18 protein-coding genes are annotated in these 20058 nt (G+C 70.1%); 11 read left to right on the forward strand and 7 right to left on the reverse strand.

Translation table 11 applies throughout. The annotated features are described in order from the left end of the window. Window positions 1–133 precede the first annotated feature (133 nt). A complete protein-coding gene (locus tag VM685_RS18260; RefSeq protein WP_325461603.1) occupies window positions 134–457 on the reverse strand; it encodes a DUF1476 domain-containing protein in 324 nt (107 codons plus the stop codon). 231 nt (window positions 458–688) lie between these two features. On the opposite strand from VM685_RS18260, the gene purC reads away from it, so the two are divergent. The 7 genes from purC (at window position 689) to VM685_RS18295 (ending at window position 8366) form a co-directional block, all read left to right on the forward strand. Continuing rightward, window positions 689–1444: a phosphoribosylaminoimidazolesuccinocarboxamide synthase gene (purC, locus tag VM685_RS18265; RefSeq protein ID WP_325461604.1), complete on the forward strand. Its 756-nt coding sequence runs from the start codon at window positions 689–691 to the stop codon at window positions 1442–1444. Next, window positions 1444–1683 carry a phosphoribosylformylglycinamidine synthase subunit PurS gene (gene purS, locus VM685_RS18270; protein WP_325461605.1) on the forward strand — a complete coding sequence of 80 codons (240 nt, stop codon included), beginning with the start codon at window positions 1444–1446 and terminating at the stop codon, window positions 1681–1683. The genes purC and purS overlap by 1 nt, the downstream gene beginning before the upstream one ends. Beyond that, window positions 1680–2051, forward strand: coding sequence for a hypothetical protein (locus VM685_RS18275; protein WP_325461606.1), 372 nt, complete (start codon window positions 1680–1682; stop codon window positions 2049–2051). The genes purS and VM685_RS18275 overlap by 4 nt, the downstream gene beginning before the upstream one ends. A 61-nt stretch (window positions 2052–2112) precedes the next feature. Continuing rightward, window positions 2113–2775 (forward strand): phosphoribosylformylglycinamidine synthase subunit PurQ, encoded by a 663-nt coding sequence (gene purQ / locus VM685_RS18280; protein ID WP_325461607.1) that lies wholly within the window; start codon window positions 2113–2115, stop codon window positions 2773–2775. A gap of 170 nt (window positions 2776–2945) precedes the next feature. Beyond that, window positions 2946–4859 carry a CocE/NonD family hydrolase gene (locus VM685_RS18285; protein WP_325461608.1) on the forward strand — a complete coding sequence of 638 codons (1914 nt, stop codon included), beginning with the start codon at window positions 2946–2948 and terminating at the stop codon, window positions 4857–4859. A gap of 91 nt (window positions 4860–4950) precedes the next feature. Continuing rightward, window positions 4951–6738: a DEAD/DEAH box helicase gene (locus tag VM685_RS18290; RefSeq protein ID WP_325461609.1), complete on the forward strand. Its 1788-nt coding sequence runs from the start codon at window positions 4951–4953 to the stop codon at window positions 6736–6738. Between the two features lie 197 nt (window positions 6739–6935). Further along, window positions 6936–8366: an MFS transporter gene (locus VM685_RS18295; protein WP_325461610.1), complete on the forward strand. Its 1431-nt coding sequence runs from the start codon at window positions 6936–6938 to the stop codon at window positions 8364–8366. Window positions 8367–8518: 152 nt separating this feature from the next. Here VM685_RS18295 and VM685_RS18300 read toward each other — a convergent pair whose 3' ends face one another. From VM685_RS18300 to VM685_RS18315, 4 genes are all read right to left on the reverse strand, one after another. Further along, entirely contained in the window at window positions 8519–10288 is a 1770-nt protein-coding gene (locus VM685_RS18300) for a DUF885 domain-containing protein (protein ID WP_325461611.1), read from the reverse strand. A 95-nt stretch (window positions 10289–10383) separates the two neighbouring features. Next, window positions 10384–12312, reverse strand: a complete 1929-nt coding sequence (locus VM685_RS18305) for a methyl-accepting chemotaxis protein (RefSeq protein WP_325461612.1) — start codon at window positions 12310–12312, stop codon at window positions 10384–10386. Window positions 12313–12453: 141 nt separating this feature from the next. Next, a complete protein-coding gene (locus VM685_RS18310; RefSeq protein ID WP_325461613.1) occupies window positions 12454–12936 on the reverse strand; it encodes a hypothetical protein in 483 nt (160 codons plus the stop codon). Window positions 12937–13059: 123 nt separating this feature from the next. Further along, a complete protein-coding gene (locus tag VM685_RS18315; RefSeq protein WP_325461614.1) occupies window positions 13060–13230 on the reverse strand; it encodes a hypothetical protein in 171 nt (56 codons plus the stop codon). A gap of 132 nt (window positions 13231–13362) precedes the next feature. On the opposite strand from VM685_RS18315, the gene purL reads away from it, so the two are divergent. Genes purL through VM685_RS18330 form a run of 3 tightly spaced genes read left to right on the forward strand, consistent with a single transcriptional unit; the run spans window position 13363 to window position 17191 of the window. Beyond that, window positions 13363–15567 carry a phosphoribosylformylglycinamidine synthase subunit PurL gene (gene purL / locus VM685_RS18320; RefSeq protein ID WP_325461615.1) on the forward strand — a complete coding sequence of 735 codons (2205 nt, stop codon included), beginning with the start codon at window positions 13363–13365 and terminating at the stop codon, window positions 15565–15567. Further along, a complete protein-coding gene (locus tag VM685_RS18325; protein WP_325461616.1) occupies window positions 15564–16697 on the forward strand; it encodes a DSD1 family PLP-dependent enzyme in 1134 nt (377 codons plus the stop codon). Before purL ends, VM685_RS18325 begins: the two co-directional genes overlap by 4 nt. Window positions 16698–16747: 50 nt before the next feature. Further along, entirely contained in the window at window positions 16748–17191 is a 444-nt protein-coding gene (locus VM685_RS18330) for a nuclear transport factor 2 family protein (RefSeq protein WP_325461617.1), read from the forward strand. A gap of 537 nt (window positions 17192–17728) precedes the next feature. Here VM685_RS18330 and VM685_RS18335 read toward each other — a convergent pair. Both VM685_RS18335 and VM685_RS18340 read right to left on the reverse strand, forming a co-directional pair. Continuing rightward, complete coding sequence (locus tag VM685_RS18335) at window positions 17729–18139, reverse strand: Imm50 family immunity protein (RefSeq protein ID WP_325461618.1); 411 nt, start codon at window positions 18137–18139, stop codon at window positions 17729–17731. A gap of 885 nt (window positions 18140–19024) precedes the next feature. Next, entirely contained in the window at window positions 19025–19468 is a 444-nt protein-coding gene (locus tag VM685_RS18340) for a GFA family protein (RefSeq protein ID WP_325461619.1), read from the reverse strand. A gap of 149 nt (window positions 19469–19617) precedes the next feature. Between VM685_RS18340 and VM685_RS18345 the strand changes: the two genes are divergently transcribed. Beyond that, entirely contained in the window at window positions 19618–20016 is a 399-nt protein-coding gene (locus VM685_RS18345; RefSeq protein WP_325461620.1) for a hypothetical protein, read from the forward strand. Window positions 20017–20058 lie beyond the last annotated feature (42 nt).

Raw genomic sequence — 20058 nt, forward strand, 5'->3', positions numbered from 1 at the left:
CGGCGCATGCGCGCGTGACCCGCCGAGCGGGGACGAGGGCCCTTGGCCGGAGATCGGGAAATCGGAGAGGGCGAGCCGCCCCTCTCCCTGCCCTCTCCCCCCGCACTGCGTTTCGGGGGAGAGGAGAACCGCCTCAGCTCTCGCTGCGGACGCTCTCGCGGGCCTGGGCGAGCAGCTCGGCCATCTTCATGCGGACTTCGCCTTCGGTCGTCTGGACGCCGGCGCCCTTCAGGTCCTCGAACACCTTGCGCAGCACGTCGTCGTCGCCCGGTTGTTCGAAGTCCGACTTCACGACCGCCTTGGCGTACTCGTCGACCCGGTCGGCCTGCAGGCCCATCAGGCCCGCCGCCCACTGGCCGAGCATGCGGTTGCGGCGCGCAGTGGCCTTGAATTCCTGCTCCTGATCGAGCGCGAACTTCTTTTCGAAACCCCGTTCACGATCGTCGAAGGTGGTCATGTGGTCCCCGGATAGCGACGCAGAAGCGGGCGACCACATATCCCGGCAGGCGCCGGGCCGCAATCGAAAGCGGGGTCGCGTCCCCACGTTTGCGCGAGGCTTCCGCATCCGCTAATTTCCAGCCGCCTCATATTGAGCGAGAGGCCGAGTCGGACCCGCGCGCGCAACTATCTGCCGCGCGCGTTTTTCGTTTCACCGACCGGCAAGTCCTCGCGCGGAGAAGGCTTAGAGATGACCCGCCGTAAGAAGATCTACGAGGGCAAGGCCAAGATCCTCTACGAAGGTCCCGAGCCCGGCACTCTGATTCAGTACTTCAAGGACGACACCACCGCTTTCGACGCGACCAAGAAGGCCGTGCTCGAGGGCAAGGGCGTGATCAACAACCGCATCAGTGAGTACATCATGACGCGGCTGAACTCGATCGGCGTCCAGAACCACTTCATCAAGCGGCTGAACCTGCGCGAGCAGCTGATCCGCGAGGTGGAGATCATCCCGCTGGAGGTGGTCTGCCGCAACGTGGCCGCCGGCTCGCTGTCCAAGCGCTTCGGCCTGCCCGAGGGCCAGGCCCTGCCCCGCTCGATCATCGAGTTCTACCTCAAGGACGACAAGCTCCACGACCCCATGGTCGCCGAGGAGCACATCACCGCCTTCAACTGGGCCTCGACCCAGGAGATCGACGACATGATGGCGCTCACCCTGCGGGTGAACGACTTCCTGACCGGCATGTTCGGCGCCGTCGGCATCACCCTGGTGGACTTCAAGATCGAGTTCGGCCGGATCTGGGAGAACGACTTCGCCCGGATCATCCTGGCCGACGAGATCAGCCCGGACAGCTGCCGGCTGTGGGACAGCCAGACCAACGAGAAGCTCGACAAGGACCGGTTCCGCCGCGACCTCGGCAACGTCATCGAGAGCTACACCGAGGTTGCGCGACGGCTCGGCATCATGAAGGAGATGCCCACCGTGATTCAGGGGGGTCTCCACTAGTGCGCGCCAAAGTCCATGTCTTCCTGAAGCCCGGCGTCCTCGACGTGCAGGGCAAGGCGGTCGAGCAGGCCCTGCACGGCCTGGGCTGGCCCTCGGTCGAGCACGTCCGGGTCGGCAAGACCATCGAGTTCGACCTCGAGGGCTCCGACCCCGCCGCCGCCGAGGCCGAGGTCAAGGCCATGTGCGAGAAGCTGCTCGCCAACACCGTCATCGAAAGCTACCGCGTGGAGGTGGCGTGAGGGCGGCCGCCCTTACGCTCCTCCCGATCCTCACCCTCTTTGCCTGCTCCGAAGCCGACGCGCCGGCCGCGCCGCCGCTGGCGCTCGACTGCGCCCGGACGTTCAGCGAGCTCTCCGCCGCCGTCACCGCCCAGCCGCTGAACAAGGCCCCCGGCGACCCCGCCGAGCCCTACGACTACTATTCCACGCCCGACGGGCGGGCCTCCTACCTGATCACCCGCCCCGGCGCCCCCGGCCACCCGGCGGTGATGATGCAGCAGGTGAAGGGCGCCGACGTGGTCACCACCGGCTGTCCCTACGGCGACCGCGCCGGCTACGACCAGCTGCACGCCTATCTCGACAGCTTGAAGGCCTGGACGCGGAAATGAGCGGCTGCGCCACAGCCGCCCGGCTGGCGAAATCCGCCGACACAGACTATGTGAGCGGCCCATGAAAGCCGCCGTCATCGTCTTCCCGGGGTCCAACTGCGACCGCGACTGCAAGGTCGCCATCGAGCGCTCCACGGGCGCCGAGGTGGCCATGGTCTGGCACGGCGACACCGAGCTGCCGAAGGGCCTGGACCTGATCGTCCTGCCGGGCGGCTTCTCCTACGGCGACTACCTGCGCTGCGGCGCCATGGCGGCGCTCTCGCCGATCATGGGCGAGGTCAAGGCCGCCGCCGAGCGCGGCGTGGCCACCGTCGGCATCTGCAACGGCTTCCAGATCCTCTGCGAGGTCGGCCTGCTGCCGGGCGCCCTGCTGCGCAACGAGGGGCTGAAGTACGTCTGCAAGCCGGTCGAGCTGGAGGTCACCAACGCCCAGACCCGGTTCACCGCCGGCTACCAGGGCCGCCGCCAGGTCGCCATGACCGTCGGCAACGGCGAGGGCAATTTCTTCGCCGACGACGAGACGCTGGAGCGCCTGGAGGGCGAGGGCCTGGTGGTCTTCCGCTACCTGCAGAACCCCAACGGCTCGGCCCGCGACATCGCCGGCATCGTCAATCCGCAGGGCAACGTCCTGGGCATGATGCCCCATCCCGACCGCGCCTTCGAGCCGGAGCTCGGCTCCGCCGACGGCGCCATCCTCTTCCAGAGCGCCCTGGCCAGCGCCTGACCTACCTCCCCCGCGAAGCGGCGGGAGGGGGACCGGAGGCCGAGGCGCGTTCGCGCCGAAGAGCCGAGGGTGGAGGGGGAAAGCCGCCGGCACGGGATGGGGCTCGCCCCATCGCCGCCGCGATGGTGGAGGTAGTTCCACGAAGCTGGCGCGCCCGCTACGCTTTCCCCATGAAGCACGCCCTCTCCGCCGCCGCCGCGGCGCTCCTCGCCCTCGCCGCGCCCGCCCAGGCCCAGACCCCGCCGATGACGCCGGACATCCCGGCGACCTTCCGCACGCCCGCCGACCGCTTCGACTACGAGAAGCGCGTGGTGATGATCCCGATGCGCGACGGCGTGCGCCTCCACACGGTGATGATCGTGCCCAAGGGCGCGAAGGACGCGCCGATCCTGCTCACCCGCACGCCCTACAACGCCAAGAAGTCCGCCGAGCGGAACGTCTCCCCCGCCGCCACGGCCACCGGCAGCCAGATGGACGAGGCCTTCCTCGCCGACGGCTACATCCGCGTCTACCAGGACGTCCGCGGCAAGTACGGCTCGGAGGGCGACTATGTGCTCACCCGCCCGGTGCGCGGGCCGCTGAACGCCACCGCCGTCGACCACGTCACCGACGCCTACGACACCATCGACTGGCTGGTGAAGAACGTGGCGGAGTCCAACGGCCGGGTCGGCATGATCGGCTCGTCCTATCCGGGCTTCACCACCGCCATGGCCCTGGTCGACCCGCATCCGGCCCTGAAGGCGGCGGTCCCCCAGAGCCCGATGATCGACGGCTGGATGGGCGACGACTGGTTCCAGAACGGTGCCTTCCGCCAGACCATGCTGGGCTGGTTCGCCAGCCAGATGACCGTCAGGGGCCTCGGCGACGGGATCGCCAAGGAGGCGCTGGACGACTACGACAACTTCCTGCGCGCCGGCTCGGCCGGCGAGTTCGCCCGGCGGCACGGCCTCGACCAGATCCCGGCCTTCCGCAAGATGACCGAGCACCCGGCCTACGACGCCTTCTGGCAGGAGCAGGCGCTGGACCGGATCCTCGCCCAGCGGCCGCTGAAGGTCCCCACCCTGTGGGTCGGCGCCCTGTTCGACCAGGAGGACATCTACGGCGCCCTGCACGCCTACCAGGCGACGGAGGCCAAGGACGCCGGCAACCACATGAACTTCCTGGCGCTGGGTCCCTGGCGGCACTCCGGCGTCAACTACGAGCAGCGCCAGCTCGGCGCCGTGAAGCTGCCCGGCGACACCGCCACCGACTTCCGCCGCCGGGTGCTCAAGCCCTTCCTCGACCAGCACCTGAAGACCAACGGCCCCAAGGCCGGCCTCGCCCCGGTGACCATCTTCGAGACCGGCACGATGGAGTGGCGCAGCTATCCGAAGTGGCCGCTGGCCTGCGCGCGCGGCTGCGAATCCACGATGCGGCCGCTCTACCTGCAGCCCGGCCTGAAGCTCGGCTTCGAGCGGCCGGCCGGCGGCGCCGCCTACGACGAGTACGTCTCCGACCCGGCCAAGCCCGTCCCCTACGTGCCGCGCCCGGTCCGCGCCGACCAGTCGGACCAGTGGCGCTTCTGGCTGGTCTCCGACCAGCGGCACGCCGCCACCCGGCCCGACGTGCTGACCTATGTCTCCGAGCCGCTCACCGCCCCGCTGCAGGTCTCCGGCGAGCCCGTCGTCAACCTGTTCGCCTCGACCAGCGGGACCGACTCCGACTGGGTCGTGAAGCTGATCGACGTGCACCCCGACTTCGTGGCGTCCGACCTGGACATGAGCGGCTACCAGATGCCCGTGGCGCTGGAGATCTTCCGCGGCCGCTACCGCGACAGCCTGGAGACGCCCACCGCCATCCCGGCGGGCAAGGTCCAGAAGTACCGGTTCGAGTTGCCGACCACGAACCACGTCTTCCTGCCGGGCCACCGGATCATGGTGCAGGTGCAGTCGAGCCTCTTCCCGCTCTACGACCGCAACCCGCAGACCTTCACGCCGAACATCTTCTTCGCGAAGCCCTCGGACTACCGGAAGGCGACCCAGCGGGTGTTCCACACCGGCGCCCAGGCCAGCGCCATCGAGCTGCCGGTGGTCGAGGCGAGATAGGCGAAGCTCGCGCAGCGGGCCCGTTTCTGCTACGGGCCCGCTCACTTTCGTTTCCGCCACGTTCTGTCGAGGCGCTCTGAAGGACCGCCCGATGCCCTTTCCCGCCACCCATCCCGCGCTCGCGCGGGCCCTTGAAGCTCAGGGCTACGCCGAGCCGACGCCTGTGCAGGCCGCCGTCCTGGCGGCCCCGGTCGACCGCGACCTGCTGGTCTCGGCCCAGACCGGCTCGGGCAAGACCGTCGCCTTCGGCCTGGCCGCCGCCCACCAGCTCTTGGGCGAGGCCGAGCGCTTCGGCCCGCCCGAGGAGCCCTTCGCGCTCGCCATCGCGCCCACCCGCGAGCTCGCCCTGCAGGTCGCCCGCGAGCTGGAATGGCTCTACGCCCCGGCCGGCGCGAAGATCGTCACCTGCGTCGGCGGCATGGACGCCCGGCGCGAGCAGCGGGCGCTGGCCGCCGGCTGCCACATCGTGGTCGGCACCCCCGGCCGCCTGCGCGACCACCTCGAGCGCGGCAACCTGATCCTCAAGGACCTGCGCGTCGCCGTCCTCGACGAGGCCGACGAGATGCTCGACATGGGCTTCCGCGAGGACCTCGAGGAGATCCTCGACTCCACGCCCGTCGAGCGCCGCACCCTGCTGTTCTCGGCCACCCTTCCCAAGGACATCGTGGCGCTCGCCCGCCGCTACCAGCGCGACGCCCACCGCATCGACACCGTGCGCCGCGACGAGCAGCACGGCGACATCGAGTACCGCGCCGTCCGCTGCGCGCCGACCGAGATGGAGAACGCGGTCGTCAACCTGCTGCGCTGGTTCGAGGCGCCCGGCGCCCTGATCTTCTGCTCGACGCGCGAGTCCGTCCGCCACCTGCACAGCGCGCTGCGCGAACGCGGCTTCGCCGCCGTCCAGCTCTCCGGCGAACTCTCCCAGAAGGAGCGCGCCGACGCCCTGCAGTCGCTGCGCGACGGCCATGCCCGGGCCTGCGTGGCCACGGACGTCGCCGCCCGCGGCCTCGACCTGCCCGACCTCGGCCTCGTCATCCACGCCGAGATCCCGATCAACAAGGCCGCCCTGCTGCACCGCTCCGGCCGCACCGGCCGGGCCGGCAAGAAGGGCGTCTCCGTCCTGCTGGTGCCGCACAACCGCCGCCGCAAGGCCGAGCAGCTCCTGGCCTCGGCCAACATCGAGGCCGAATGGTCCGGCCCGCCGACCGCCGACGAGGTCCGCGCCAGGGACCAGGCGCGCCTGCTGGAAGACCCGCTGCTGACCGAAGGCGCCACCGAGCAGGACCTGGCGCTCGCCAAGCGCCTGCTGGAGGAGCGCGGCGCCGAGGCCGTCGCCGCCGCCCTGATCCGCCTGCACCGCGCCCGCCTGCCCGAGCCGGAGGAGATCCTCGAGGACATCCCGCACGCCCCCTCCCCGCGCGACCGCGCCGAGCGCCCGGCGCGCGGCGAGCGCGAGACCTACGAGGTGATGGACGCCAGCTGGTTCCGCATCAGCCTCGGCCGCAAGAACAACGCCGACCCCAAGTGGCTCATCCCGCTGATCTGCCGCCTGGGCCACGTGACCAAGCAGGACATCGGCCAGATCCGCATCTTCGACCGCGAGACCAAGTTCGAGATCACCCGCCAGGCCGAGGGCCGCTTCCGCGAGGCGGTGAAGAACGCCACCGACGACCGCGAGCTGCAGATCGAGCCCGCGGGCGATCCCGGCCCGCGCGAGCGCGGCCCCAGGCCCGCCGGCCCCCGCCGCGGCCCGCCGCCGCGCCGCGGCAACGATGACCGTCCGCGCGGCGCCGACGACCGCCCGCCCCGCAAGCCCTACGCCGGCAAGCCCGACGGCGCGCCCCGCGGCCCCAGGCCGCCCCGCAAGCCGGCGCGGTAGGCCAGCGGCCCCTCAGGAATGCGCGCCCCTTCCTCCTCGATGGAGGAAGGGTAGGGATGGTGGTGGGTGCAGGGCGGCGGAGTAGCGGCGCTCTCGGCTCGGAGCCACACGAGCCCGCATTGCCCCGCTCTCGAACAGTCGGTACGTTCCCGCGCCTCAAGCGGAACACCGCGGGCGTGACGGAGCAGGGGACCAGGATGAGTGCGACGACGGCGGCCGGCGGGGACGGCCACCTTACCGGCTTCGGGTCCAAGCCCTACCGCAGCTACGTCCTGACCGCGCTGCTGGTCATCTACATCCTGAACTTCGTCGACCGCGGCCTGCTCTCGGTCGTCGCCCCGCAGATGAAGCCGGAGCTGGGCATCTCCGACACCGCGTTCGGCCTGCTCACCGGCTTCGGCTTCGCCCTGCTCTACACCTTCGTCGGCATCCCGCTGGCCCAGTTCGCCGAGACCCGCCACCGGGTCTGGATCATGACCGTCTGCGTGGCGCTCTGGTCGGCGATGACCGCGCTCTGCGGCCTGGCCGCCGAGATCACCATCGGCTCGATCACCATCGGCGCTTTCTGGGTGCTCCTGGCCTGCCGCGTGGGCGTCGGCATCGGCGAGGCCGGCTGCACCCCGCCCGCCAACTCCCTGATCGCCGACTACTATCCGCCGAAATCGCGATCGACCGCTCTCGGCTACTACGCCATGGGCGTGACGCTCGGCGGCCTCCTGGCCAACCTGATCGGCGGACCGGTCACCGACGCCTTCGGCTGGCGGGCCGCCTTCTTCGTCCTGGGCGTGCCCGGCGTGCTCGTGGCCATCGTCCTGAAGCTCACCGTGAAGGAGCCGCCGCGCGGCTACACCGACCCGCCCGGCACGGTGCGCCGGGACCGGCCGAAGTTCTCCGACGGCCTGAAGGAGCTGGCCTCGAAGCCCTCGTTCTGGACCATGACCGTGGCGGCGACCATCGCCGCCTTCTGCGGCTACGGCATCGCCTCCTTCCAGTCGCTGTTCCTGAACCGCAGCTTCGGCCTCTCGGCCGGCGAGGCGGCGGTGATGATCAACGCGCCCGTGGCGCTCTCCTCGGCGGTGGGCACCTTCGCCACCGGCTGGCTGGCCGAGAAGCTGGCCAAGCGCCACCCCAACGCCATCGCCTGGCTGGCCGGCATCGGCCTGACGGCCAGCGTACCCTTCTATTTCTGGGCCTTCACGACCCACAACCTGCTGTTCGCCGCCATCGGCCTCTGCATCGGCGGGGCCATCAAGTACGGCTACCTGGCGGCCCAGTACACGATCGGCCAGGGCGTGGTCTCCGCCCAGGTGCGCGCCGTCTCCACGGCCATCCTGCTGTTCGTGGTGAACCTCCTGGGCTACGGCCTGGGGCCGCTGTTCATCGGCGCGCTCAGCGACCTGATCTTCACCCTGCAGGTGGCCGACCTCGGCGCCGCCGACCTCACCCGCAAGGCCTGCGAGGGCGCCGCCCGCGCCGCGCTCGCCGCCGCCCAGCAGGACGTCTGCGCCATCGCCCACCCGCAGAGCCTGCAGCGCTCCATGCTGATCACCGCGGCCCTCTACGCCGTGGGCGGGATGTTCTTCTTCCTCACCTGCCGCTGGCTCCGCCGCGACATGGTGGCGAAATAGCCGCGCCCAGCAAAACCGCTCGTCATGGCCGGGCTTGTCCCGGCCATCCATCGCCACGACGCATGGGAGCAGGCCCGCAGGCGTCGCCGTCGAGCCCGCGTGCCCCGGCGCCGCGCTCATGGATCCCCGGGACAAGCCCGGGGATGACGGCTTCAGGAGGCGGGTTTGCCCGCCTGCGCCGCGATCCAGGCGTTCACGTGGGCGTCGACCACGTCGAGCGGCACGGCCCCGTTCTCCAGCACCGCGTCATGGAAGGCGCGCAGGTCGAACTTCGGGCCCAGGGTCTGCTCGGCCTTGCCCCGCAGTTCGCGGAACTTCAGCTCGCCCAGCTTGTAGGCCAGGGCCTGGCCGCTATCGACCATGTAGCGGTGCACCTCGGCCTCGATGTTGGCCCGGGAGAGCGCCGTGTTCTCGAGCATGAATTCGATGGCCTGCTCGCGGGTCCAGCCCTTGGAGTGCAGGCCGGTGTCGACCACCAGCCGGCAGGCCCGCCACATCTCGTAGGACAGCCGGCCGAAGTCCTTGGCCGGCGTGTCGTAGAGGCCCATGTCGATCCCCAGCCGCTCGGAATAGAGGCCCCAGCCCTCCGAGAAGACCGTGAACGACACCGCGTGGCGGCGGAACTCCGGCAGGTCCAGCTCCTGCTGCAGGGCGAGCTGCTGGTGGTGGCCCGGCACCGCCTCGTGCACCGTCAGCGCCGGCATCTCGAACAGCGGCCGCTGGTCCAGCTTGGTGGTGTTGACGTAGTAGACGCCCGGCAGCCCCGCCTCGAGCGAGCCGCGGTTGTAGTAGGCCGTGGTGGTGCCCGCCGCGATCGAGGCCGGCACCTCCTTCACCGTGTAGGGCATGCGCGGCAGCCGGCCGAACAGCTTGGGCATCTCGCCGTCGATTTTCTTGGCCAGGAACGAGGCCTCGCGCATCAGTTCGTCGGCGGACTTCGGATAGTACTGCGGGTCGGTGCGCAGGTGCTCGGCATAGGCCCGCCGGTCGCCCTTGAAGCCCGAGCGCTTCACCACCTGGTCCATCTCGGCGCGGATGCGCGCGACCTCCGACAGGCCCAGCCGGTGGATCTCGTCCGGCGTCCGCTCCGTCGTGGTCATCAGCCGGACCTTGTAGGCGTACCACTCGCGCCCGCCCGGCATGCCGGCGTCGCCGTGGTCCTTGCGGCAGCGCGGCTGGTACTCGCCCACGTAGAAGCTCTGGAAGTCCCGGTAGGCTGGGACCACCGCGGTGGCGATCAGCTCGCGGGCCCGCGCCGACATCGCCTGCCAGTCGGCCTCCGGGATGTTCGTGGGCCTGGCCTTGCGGAACGGGGCGTAGAAGTCCGAGGCCGTCGGGTCGGCGACGATGTGGGTCGCGATCGAGCGCTCGAACCCGGCCATCGCCGCGCAGGGGTGGGTGGCGCCGGCCTTCACCAGGCTGCGGGTCGTCTCGATGGCCTTGCGGTTGTACGCCGGATAGGCCGCCAGCCGGGCGAGGTAGTCCTCGTGGTCGGCCTTGTTGAACAGCGGGAACTCCTCGGCCTCGCGGGCGAACTGCAGGTGCCAGCCGCGGCGGTTGGAGAACAGCTGCGCCCGCTGGACGTGCCGGTTGCGCTCCACCTGGTCGGCCAGGTCGCGCCGGAGGATCTGCAGGTCGATCCGGTCGGCGGGCGACAGCTCCGCGGCCGGGATGGCGTCCAGCCGCGCGATGAAGGCGGCCGCCTCGCGGGCCTCGGCGTCCATGCCGGCCAGCGACGGGTCGCCCAGCTCGCGGGCGTACTGCTTGTGGCCGAGCAGCCGCGCCTGGCGCGGGTTGGTCCGCAGGTGCCACGCCCAGTGGTCGGCCAGCACCTGCTGGAACGCCTCGCCGGCCGGGGCGGCCTGCGCGCTCGCCAGGGGCGCGCCCGTCACGGCCGCCGCCAGCATCAACGCCCGGATCATCCCACCCTCCCCCGCTCTACAGGCCGGGGAGGAGACGACGGGCGCCCCCGGCGGTCAAGCCGGGGACGCCCGCCCGCGTCGGGGAGGCGACGTCCTTAGAACTCTTCCCAGCTGTCGGAAGCCGGGGCCGGCGCGGGCGCGGGCTTGCGCGCCGCGCCGCCCGGGCCCGTGGTCTTCATGGCGGTGACGGTCTGCTGGGCCTTGCGGACCGGCGCCGCCTTCCCGGACTCCACGATGGCGCTCACCTGGAAGCGGGCGACGGAGCTGTCCAGCACGTCGGCCTCGTGGCTCAGCGCGTGGCTGGCGGCGGTGGATTCCTCCACCATCGCGGCGTTCTGCTGGGTCAGCTGGTCCATCTGGTTGACGGCGGTGTTCACCTCGCCGATGCCGCGCGACTGCTCCTGGGCGCCCGTGGCGATCTCGCTCACCAGGCTGTCGATCTGCGCCACGCGCTCGACGATCCGCTGCAGGAACTCGCCGGTCTGGTCGACCAGCGCCACGCCGCGGCCCACCTGGGCGCTGGAGGTGCTGATCAGAGTCTTGATCTCCTTGGCCGCGTCGGCCGAGCGCTGGGCCAGCGCCCGCACTTCCGAGGCGACCACGGCGAACCCGCGGCCGGCCTCGCCCGCGCGGGCCGCCTCGACCCCGGCGTTGAGCGCCAGGAGGTTGGTCTGGAAGGCGATCTCGTCGATCACCCCGATGATGTTGCTGATCTCCTTGGCCGAGCCCTCGATCTCGCTCATGGCGGCCACGGCCTCGGAGACGACCGAGCCGCTCGACTGGGCGTCCTCGCGCGCCGACTGCACCACGCCGGCGCACTGGGTGGCGCTGGAGGCCGAGGCCTTCACCGTGGCGGTGATCTCCTCGAGCGCCGCGGCGGTCTCTTCCAGGTTCGCGGCCTGCTGCTCGGTCCGGCGCGACAGGTGGTCGGCGGCCGTGGCCATCTCGCTGGAGCCGGCGCGGATGGCGCGCACATTGCCCAGCACCACGGCCATGGCGCTTTCGAGCTGGCCGATGGCGCCGTTGAAGTCGGCCTTCAGCTTCTCGTACTCGGCCGGGAAGGCGATATCGATGCGGTGGCGCAGGTCGCCCTCGCTCAGCCGCTCCAGCCCCTCGCCCAGCGCGGCCACGACGCCCGACAGCTCGGCCGCCGCCTTGGCCTTGGCCGCCTCGTTGCGCGCCCGCTCCTCGTCCGCGGCCTTGCGCTGCTCGGCGGTCAGGCCTTCGAGCCTGAGCTTCTCGACCCCAGCGTCCTTGAACACCGACACCGCGTCCGACATCAGGCCGAGCTCGTCGCGGCGGCCCTGGGCCGGCACCTCGACGGTGTAGTCGCCCGACGCCAGCTTGCGCATGGCCTCGGTCAGCGCGGTCACCGGCCGGGCGATGGCGCGGGTCAGCAGGATGCCGAGCGCCGTGGCGATTAGCACCGCGAGCCCGATGCAGGCGGCGAGCGTGATGTAGGCGGTGCGCGTCACGCTCGCCTGGCGGGCGACCAGCGTCTCCATCCGCTTGTTGGTGCTCTCGTAGAGCGCCTCGATGCCGTCCTCGGCCGGCGCGATCAGGCCGTCGGCGGCGCCGTCCGGCCCCACCATGTCCACGGCCTGCTGGAGGGTCAGCGGATCGTCGGCCAGCACCTTGCCGGCGACGACGATCTGGTCGTGCCACTTGTCGGCGGCGACGCCCACGCCCTGCAGCACCTTCTGGTCTTCGGGACGGTCGGCCAGCAGGGCCGCCCCCGCCTCCAGGCGCTTCTTGAAGTTGCCCCGGTGCTTGGCGACCCGCTCCATGTAGTACACGTCCCGCGACAGCAGATAGCCGCGGTAGCTGTTCTCCTGGCGGGCCAGGTAGAACTTGGCCTGCTCCAGCGTGGCGATGACCTCGTTGGCCTTCGCCGTCTGCGCGCGCGCCGCGCCCAGGGTGTTCAGCGTGTAGAAGGTCCACCCGCCCATGCCCACGAGGGTGAGCACCACCGCCGCGAAACCGACGGTCAGCTTGCGGGAGATACGCAGGTTATCGAAAAGCATAGCTTGATAACTTTTCTTCGGTTTGCCGGAGCATTCCTCAGACACTACTCAGGCGAGTCCGAATAAGCGGTTACCCTCTACGCGGATTAACTCAGACATTTGTTCCGATGATCGGTCGGTCTTCCGACATTCGCGGCGCGCCTAATGGCGGAACCATCCCGCCATCACGCACGCCGGCCGGCCGTCGCGGACGCTGACCGTCACCCGCTGCGCCGCGCCCGGCTGGTAGAACACCGTCCCCTCGGCCGTGGTGACGCCGACGCCCGCGGGCCCGCTGAACTGGCAGACGGGGTAGGTGCGCCGCTGGAACGGTCCGCCCGCGTCCAGGGTCACGCAGCTCACATGCCCCGACTGCCGCGCGAAGCGGACCTTCTGGTAGCTGAACACCTTCGCCGGCTTGCGGCCGACCACCGCCGGATCCAGCGCCGCCACCTGCGGGCACGCCGGCCCGGAGATCGTCCAGTCCGCCTCCACCGCCCGCCGGTCCAGCCAGGTGGTCAGGATCACATAGGCCGGGATGCTCGCCGCCCCCAGCACCACGGCCACCATGCCCAGCGACTGCAGGACGGTGAGCCGCCCTTCCGCCGGGGTTCGTGAGCCGCCTGGTCGCGCCGCATCCCTCATCCCCCGACTTGACCCCAGATCCGCGGCCGGCACAACTACATCTGTAATTTTCCTGGACCGGACAGCAGAACGGCCGGGGGTGGCCCGGCCGTTCTCCTCAATTCCGATCGGGTGGGGCGGTCGCTAGTGGCCGCCCTTGTTCTTCTTCAGGTCCTGGCCATTCTGCTGCATGCGCTGGCCGTCGTCCTGACGGGAGCCCTGCTGGCCTTTCGGGTCCATCTGCTGACGACCGCCGGCCTGCTGCTGCCGGCCCTGGTTCATCTGGTCGTTGTTCATCTGGTTGTTGTTGGCCATCGGTACGCCTCTCTTACTGCGGCGTCCTGTGGACGCCAGGAGCGCCCGACCAACCGGCGGGCCTTGCGGCTTGTTCCCCCGATCGCGCGGCCCCTATCGCGCGGGCGCGAGAGTCCCGCTAGAAGGCGCCCCATGAGCGCCGCGCCCTCGAAGACCCTCGCCGAAACCGCCGCCGAGTTCGGGCTGAAGCCCGAGGAATACGACCTGATCGTCCAGCGCCTGAACCGCGAGCCGAACCTCGTGGAGCTGGGCGTCTTCTCGGTCATGTGGTCCGAGCACTGCTCCTACAAGTCGAGCCGCAAGCACCTCGGCAAGTTCCCCACCAAGGGCCCCCGCGTCATCCAGGGCCCGGGCGAGAACGCCGGCGTCATCGACATCGGCGACGGCCAGGCCTGCATCTTCAAGATGGAGAGCCACAACCACCCCTCCTACATCGAGCCCTACCAGGGCGCGGCCACGGGCGTCGGCGGCATCATGCGCGACGTCTTCACCATGGGCGCGCGGCCGGTGGCCCTGCTCAACGCCCTGCGGTTCGGTGATCCCAGCCATCCGAAGACCAGGCGGCTCGTCTCCGGCGTCGTCTCCGGCATCGGCGGCTACGGCAACTGCGTGGGCGTCCCCACGGTGGCCGGCGAGACCAACTTCCACCGCGGCTACGACGGCAACATCCTGGTCAACGCCATGTGCGTGGGCCTGGCCGACGCCGACAAGATCTTCTACTCGGCGGCTCCGGCCCCCGGTCTCTCGGTGGTCTACTTCGGCTCCAAGACCGGCCGCGACGGCATCCACGGCGCGACCATGGCCTCGGCCGAGTTTGACGAGGCCTCCGACGAGAAGCGCCCCACCGTCCAGGTCGGCGACCCGTTCGCCGAGAAGCTCCTCATCGAGGCCACGCTGGAGCTGATGGCCTCCGGCGCGGTCGCCGCCATCCAGGACATGGGCGCCGCCGGCCTCACCTCCTCGTCCGTGGAGATGGCCGGCAAGGGCGACGTCGGCATCGAGCTCGACCTCGACGCCGTGCCCCAGCGCGAGGAGGGCATGACCGCCTACGAGATGATGCTCTCGGAGAGCCAGGAGCGGATGCTGGCCATCCTCAAGCCCGGCCGCGAGCGCGACGGCCACGCCATCTTCGAGAAGTGGGGCCTCGACGCCGCCATCATCGGCAGGACCACCGACACCGGCCACATGGTCCTGAAGCACAAGGGCGAGGTGGTCTGCGACGTGCCGCTGGCCCCGCTATTCGACGACGCCCCGCTCTACGACCGCCCCTGGGTCGCGCCCGCGCCGCAGCCGCGCCTCACCGCCGCCGACGTGGCCGCGCCCGCCGACTGGAAGGCCGCCGTCCTGACCCTGATGTCGGCCCCTGACATGGCCTCCAAGCGCTGGATCTGGGAGCAGTACGACCGCCACGTCATGGCCGACACCCTCGAGGACTCGGCCACCGGCGCCGACGCCGGCGTCGTGCGCGTGCACGGCGGCCGCAAGGCGCTGGCCATGACCTCCGACGTCACCCCGCGCTACGTCCAGGCCGACCCCTACGAGGGCGGCAAGCAGGCCGTCGCCGAGGCCTGGCGCAACCTCACCGCCGTGGGCGCCACGCCCATCGCCATCACCGACAACCTGAACTTCGGCAATCCCGAGCGGCCCGAGATCATGGGCCAGATCGTCCGCGCCATCGAGGGCATGGCCGAGGCCTGCGCGGCCCTCGACTTCCCGGTCGTGAGCGGCAACGTCAGCCTCTACAACGAGACCAATGGCCAGGCCATTCCGCCGACGCCGACCGTCGGCGGCGTGGGCCTCCTGGCCGACTACGCCCGCCGCGCCGACTTCGGGAGCATGAAGCCCGGCGACCGGCTGGTGCTGGTCGGCGAGACCCGCGGCGAGCTCGGCGCGTCCATGTACCTGCGCGAATGCCTCGGCCGCGAGGAGGGCGCTCCGCCGCCCGTCGACCTCGCCGCCGAGCGCCGCCACGGCGACTTCGTCCGCAGCCTGATCCAGAGCGGCCAGGCGCACGTGGTCCACGACCTCTCCGACGGCGGCCTGATCGCCGCCGCGGCCGAGATGGCGCTGGCCTCCGACGTCGGCGCCCAGCTGAAGGCGCCCGACGAGCTCCCCGCCCACGCCTTCCTGTTCGGCGAGGACCAGGGCCGCTACCTCGTCGCCACCCGCGCCGCCGACGCCCTCCTGGCCGCCGCCGAGGCGGCCGGCGTCCCGGCCCACGTGGTCGGCGAGGCGGGCGGCGACGTGCTCGCCGTCCCCGGCCTCTTCAGCCTCGCCCTGTCCGAGCTCCGCACCGCCCACGAGGCCTGGATGCCGGCCTACATGGAAGGCCGATGAGCGAACCGCGCCACGTGGCGCTCGCCCGCGCCCTGGTCGGCGAGCCGGGCTCCCGCCACGAGATCCCGACGCCGGCGGCGATCCTCGACCTCGACGCCTTCGAGGCCAACCTCGCCCTGATGGCCGGGCGCGCCAAGGCGGCCGGCGTGGCGCTTCGGCCGCACGCCAAGTCCCACAAGTCGGCCTGGATCGCCTACCGCCAGTTCGAGGCGGACGCCGCCGGCGTCTGCTGCGCCAAGCTGGCCGAGGCCGAGGCGCTGGAGGCCGCCGGCATCGGCTCGATCCTGCTCACCTCGCCGATCACCGGGACGATGAACGCCGAGCGCGCCGCCTGGCTCGCCCGCGAGATGCCCGACTTCCGGCTGGTCGTGGACCACCCCGACGGCGTCGCCGAGCTGGCTGCCGCCGAGACCCCGATGCAGGTGCTGATCGACGTGGACGTGGGCCTCGGCCGCACCGGCGTCGCCGACGCCCACCACGCCGCCGACCTCGCCCGCGCCATCCTGCGCCACCCGCGCCTGCGGCTCCTGGGGGTGCAGGGCTACGGCGGCCACTGGCAGCACATGGCCGACGCCGCCGCCCGGCGCGAGGCCGTGGCCCAGGGCATGGCCCGGCTGCGCGACGCCATCGAGGCGGTCCGCGGGGTCGGCGGCGAGGTCGAGGTGGTCACCGGCGGCGGCACCGGCACCTTCCAGGCCGACGTCGAGCTCGGCGTGCTGAACGAGCTGCAGCCCGGCTCCTACCTGTTCATGGACCGCGAGTACCGCGAGGCGCTGGACGGCGAGCCGGCCGGCGACTTCCGCCAGGCCCTGTTCGTGGCCACCACGGTGATCAGCGCCAACCATCCCAAGTGGGTGACCCTCGACGCGGGCCTGAAGGCGCTGTCCACCGACGGCCCCCTGCCCGCCGTCGCCACCCCCGGGTTCGAGGACGCCGCCTACGGCTTCTTCGGCGACGAGCACGGCCGCCTCGTCCGCCCCGCCGGCCGCCACCTCCGCCGCGGCGACCGCCTCGACCTGGTCCCCGGCCACATCGACCCCACCATCGACCGCCACGACCGCCTCTGGGCCGTCCGCGGCGACGTGCTGGAAGCGATCATCCCGGTCGATGCGAGGGGGGCGAGCCAGTAGCGCGCCGTCCGTGTCTTCCGTGGTTCCCCCGATCCGCTAAGCTCCGCCGCATGACCCCCGCTCCCGCCGACCTCGCCGAGCGCCGCATCCAGGTCGTGCGCGACCACATGCATCTGGAGACCGTCCACGACTGGGACGGGGTCATCGCAACCTTCGACCACCCCCGCTACGAGATGTACGGCTCCGGCGCGGTGTTCGACGGCGAGGCCGCCGTGCGCGGCTATTTCGCGGCCTCCCGCACGCCCTTCCCCGACCAGGGCAACGAGATCATCGCCATCGCGCACGCCGGCGACACCGTGCTCGTGGAGTTCTGGCTGACCGGGACCCACCTCGGCCCCCTGAAGCTCAAGGGCCGCACCGTCGAGCCCACCGGCCGGACCTTCCGCGTCCGCATGGCCGCGAGCTTCGAGTTCACGCCCGGCAGCGACCGCATCCTCTGCGAGCGCCCCTACTTCGACCCGGCCGCCGTCACCCGCGCCCTCGGCCTCACCTGACCGCCTCTCCGCTCATCCCGGCGAAAGCCGGGACCCAAGCTGAATCCGCCGCGGCCGGACACCCGAATGCGGACGCGCCGAAGGTCCGCAGCGGGTGCGCAGTCGTCTTTGCTCAGCCGCTCCTCCCCAGCCGCATACCGGTTCATGTCAGCCACCGCCGCGACAAAGGCCTCACGGATCTCTGTTTGAGAGAAACGCTGGTCCCAGAGCTCGGTCATGAGCGTGTTGACCACAACATCTAAGGCCCCCGCGCTTACCGACGCCCCCATTTCTCGGAGGTGACGACAGCGGGCCGCCAAGTCCGCGGCCACGTTGAAGGCGCCAAAAAGCGCCCGCTCCTCTTCTGTTAGGTTGTCTGCAGGTTGTGTTGGCACTCGTGACGATCCTTATCGGCGCAGCCACCCTAGCAGGGGCCGCGCATCCGGACAGCCGACGCAGGAAGGCTCCGCAATGGGTGGTGAGCGGACCACCCCGACCACCTTCACCCTGGCGGACCAGACGATAGATGGGATTGGCCGGACGGCGACCCGTTGAGCCTCAGATATTGGCTGGGGACGGGATTCCCGGATCGAGGGTGATTTCCAGCTCTCTCCCTTCGATCACGCCCCCCAGCCCGTAGGCGGGTTCGATCTCCATGCGAAACTGCGCGTCCAGACCGCGGCCTATCGTTATCGCCATGACCGCGTTTTGATGATTGAAGCCATCAAGCCGAAGTTGGGTGAGATCGCGGAAGACGAACGTGACGACCACGTGCTTGGTGCAAACAAAATATCCATCTGCATCGACCTCATTCGTGATCTCGAAGCCGTGAACACGCACGGAGCAGGTAGCTCCCTCTCGGTCCAGCGCCACTTCAAGCACCTCGCCATCATGGAAGCGTGGTGCATAGCCAAACCATTCGACGAGTTCTGGCCCTCCAGGCAGTCGGGTGAGCAGGTCGATGTCCACTTGGGATCCCTTCTGACAGCGAGGTTAAGCGCTGCGTCTGCCCTCGGCTATGGGTCGAGCCGACGTTCGCCCCGCGGCCGCGGAACAGGCTCCCAACGGCCGCTATGGGTAGCGAGCGACCGTCGTCGCTATCTGCGGCAGTTGAAGGAGGGATCGTCGAGCCAGCCCCGCGCAGCCGCTCGGTGGCCCTCTGTTGATCCGGCTCTGGCCTCTTCCTGCATGATCCGGCGAGCGCCCGCACAGTCCGATGATGAGAGCTCCACCGCCCAGTTCAAGCGTGCGGTTTCATGCCCCTGCGACGCCGCGAGGGAAAGCCAGCGTCGCTTTTCCCGCTGATCATGTGCGAAGTTCCGAGGGCTGCGGTCCTCTCCCCCGGCCATGCCGTAATACTGCGCCAGGCGGAACGACGCCTCGGCGTCTCCATTGGTGGCTCGCCGGATCAGTCGCTCCCTTTCGACAGCAGCCAATGTGTAGGCAGCACCAGTGTCCGCGGAGGGTATCGAAGCTTCGGCCGGCGCTTCGCGACAGCTCGCCAGAAGCGGAGCGCAGAGGACGATCGTGACAAACAGACGGATCATCCCGATAGCTAGGCTTGCTCTCCCAGGGTCCGCAACCGACCCACTGCAGACCTCCTGCGTTGAGCCGCATCAGCCAGACCTGCCCCTGAAGCCCATGGCCAGCATTCTGCCTGCCGGGCCAGGCGTCTCAAGGACGAGCGCGCAGCGCTCGCCGCGGAGCGGCGCGCCAGGGGCGCGTCCTTGACACGCCTCTCCCGGCAGGCTCGCGATCCACCATGGACTTAAGGGCGGGACGGGCGAGGTCGCCCGCCATGCGACGAGCGGACGTTCCGAACCTCAGCTCTAGATGGACGGCCGACCTCGACGCCTAGTCACCGGCTGCGTGGTAACGCAGGACGCCGGCTATTCTGGATCCGCCGCTCGCGCCCCCGCTCCTGTCGCTGGCGTGATTGATGCCGTCGACGACGGGCACCTCCGCAAAATCGAAGGGACTCACCCCTTCGATGCAGGCCGCGTTCACGCCGAACTGTCTGGGATTGGAGCGCCGCTGATGATGGGTGTAGATTCCACAGACGGAGCAGAAATAGTGCCGGGCGACTTTGGTATTGAATTGATACTCGGTCAGTGTGTCCTGGCCCGAGACTATCTTCAGACCGTCAAGCTCCGCTGAAACGGCCACGGCCCCGCGCATCCGGCAAAACGAGCAGTCGCAACGAAGCGCCGTGTTCAAGCCGTCGGTCAGCTCTATCTCAAATCGGACGCTTCGGCAGTGGCAAGCCGCTTGAACAACCGTTCCCCTCGTCATCGCCATCCCTTCGACTGCAACGTCCCGAATATGCCCTGATCCTGCGGCCAACAAGCGGACGTTCCAAAGGTCTCAGATGGGTCGAACGCGGACGTCAGCTATGGGTGGAAAGCGGACCTCTCCCGCTCTGCTCAAAGCCGCGCTAGCCTCCGGGCATGAAGAACCATGGCGTCCGGTTGTTGGGGCTGCTTGGAATCTCGCTGCTTGCAGGCTGCTCGCCGCAAAGGGACGAAGCAGCGCAGCAGCTAGAATTGCCGCGAGCTGCTCTGCAGAAGGGCCGCGATGCCTTTGACATCGCGCTGCCGACGGGCTGCAGGATGACTTCCACTGAAACCCAAATGGATTTTCAGGTGTTCCGCGTCCTATGCGGTGAGGTGCCCTACGCAGCCGTTTACGTGGGTAACGCTGCGGACGCATCGATTCCGCGAAGTCGCCTGCTGCCAACTCCGTTCAGCTGGCCACGCGAGGTCCAAGCGTGGAGCCTCTCGGTCCCGAACGACCAAGATCGTGCGGATCAGATCGCTGCCTCGGTACGGGTCCGCAATCCAACTTGAATGTCGCTCAGGGGCGAAAGCAGCCCTCCTCCCTTCTCCCTT

It is taken from the genome of Phenylobacterium sp. (genome assembly GCF_035539035.1).
GTDB lineage: Bacteria > Pseudomonadota > Alphaproteobacteria > Caulobacterales > Caulobacteraceae > Phenylobacterium.

What these genes read in the sequence shown, in the direction of transcription:
- VM685_RS18305 (WP_325461612.1), bottom strand. Translation starts at nt 12,312, where the DNA reads ATGCTTTTCGATAACCTGCGTATCTCCCGCAAGCTGACCGTCGGTTTC.
- VM685_RS18300 (WP_325461611.1), bottom strand. Translation starts at nt 10,288, where the DNA reads ATGATCCGGGCGTTGATGCTGGCGGCGGCCGTGACGGGCGCGCCCCTG.
- purC (WP_325461604.1), top strand. Translation starts at nt 689, where the DNA reads ATGACCCGCCGTAAGAAGATCTACGAGGGCAAGGCCAAGATCCTCTAC.
- purQ (WP_325461607.1), top strand. Translation starts at nt 2,113, where the DNA reads ATGAAAGCCGCCGTCATCGTCTTCCCGGGGTCCAACTGCGACCGCGAC.
- purL (WP_325461615.1), top strand. Translation starts at nt 13,363, where the DNA reads ATGAGCGCCGCGCCCTCGAAGACCCTCGCCGAAACCGCCGCCGAGTTC.
- VM685_RS18310 (WP_325461613.1), bottom strand. Translation starts at nt 12,936, where the DNA reads ATGAGGGATGCGGCGCGACCAGGCGGCTCACGAACCCCGGCGGAAGGG.
- VM685_RS18340 (WP_325461619.1), bottom strand. Translation starts at nt 19,468, where the DNA reads ATGGCGATGACGAGGGGAACGGTTGTTCAAGCGGCTTGCCACTGCCGA.
- VM685_RS18295 (WP_325461610.1), top strand. Translation starts at nt 6,936, where the DNA reads ATGAGTGCGACGACGGCGGCCGGCGGGGACGGCCACCTTACCGGCTTC.
- VM685_RS18285 (WP_325461608.1), top strand. Translation starts at nt 2,946, where the DNA reads ATGAAGCACGCCCTCTCCGCCGCCGCCGCGGCGCTCCTCGCCCTCGCC.
- VM685_RS18330 (WP_325461617.1), top strand. Translation starts at nt 16,748, where the DNA reads ATGACCCCCGCTCCCGCCGACCTCGCCGAGCGCCGCATCCAGGTCGTG.
- VM685_RS18290 (WP_325461609.1), top strand. Translation starts at nt 4,951, where the DNA reads ATGCCCTTTCCCGCCACCCATCCCGCGCTCGCGCGGGCCCTTGAAGCT.
- VM685_RS18315 (WP_325461614.1), bottom strand. Translation starts at nt 13,230, where the DNA reads ATGGCCAACAACAACCAGATGAACAACGACCAGATGAACCAGGGCCGG.
- VM685_RS18260 (WP_325461603.1), bottom strand. Translation starts at nt 457, where the DNA reads ATGACCACCTTCGACGATCGTGAACGGGGTTTCGAAAAGAAGTTCGCG.
- VM685_RS18345 (WP_325461620.1), top strand. Translation starts at nt 19,618, where the DNA reads ATGAAGAACCATGGCGTCCGGTTGTTGGGGCTGCTTGGAATCTCGCTG.
- VM685_RS18325 (WP_325461616.1), top strand. Translation starts at nt 15,564, where the DNA reads ATGAGCGAACCGCGCCACGTGGCGCTCGCCCGCGCCCTGGTCGGCGAG.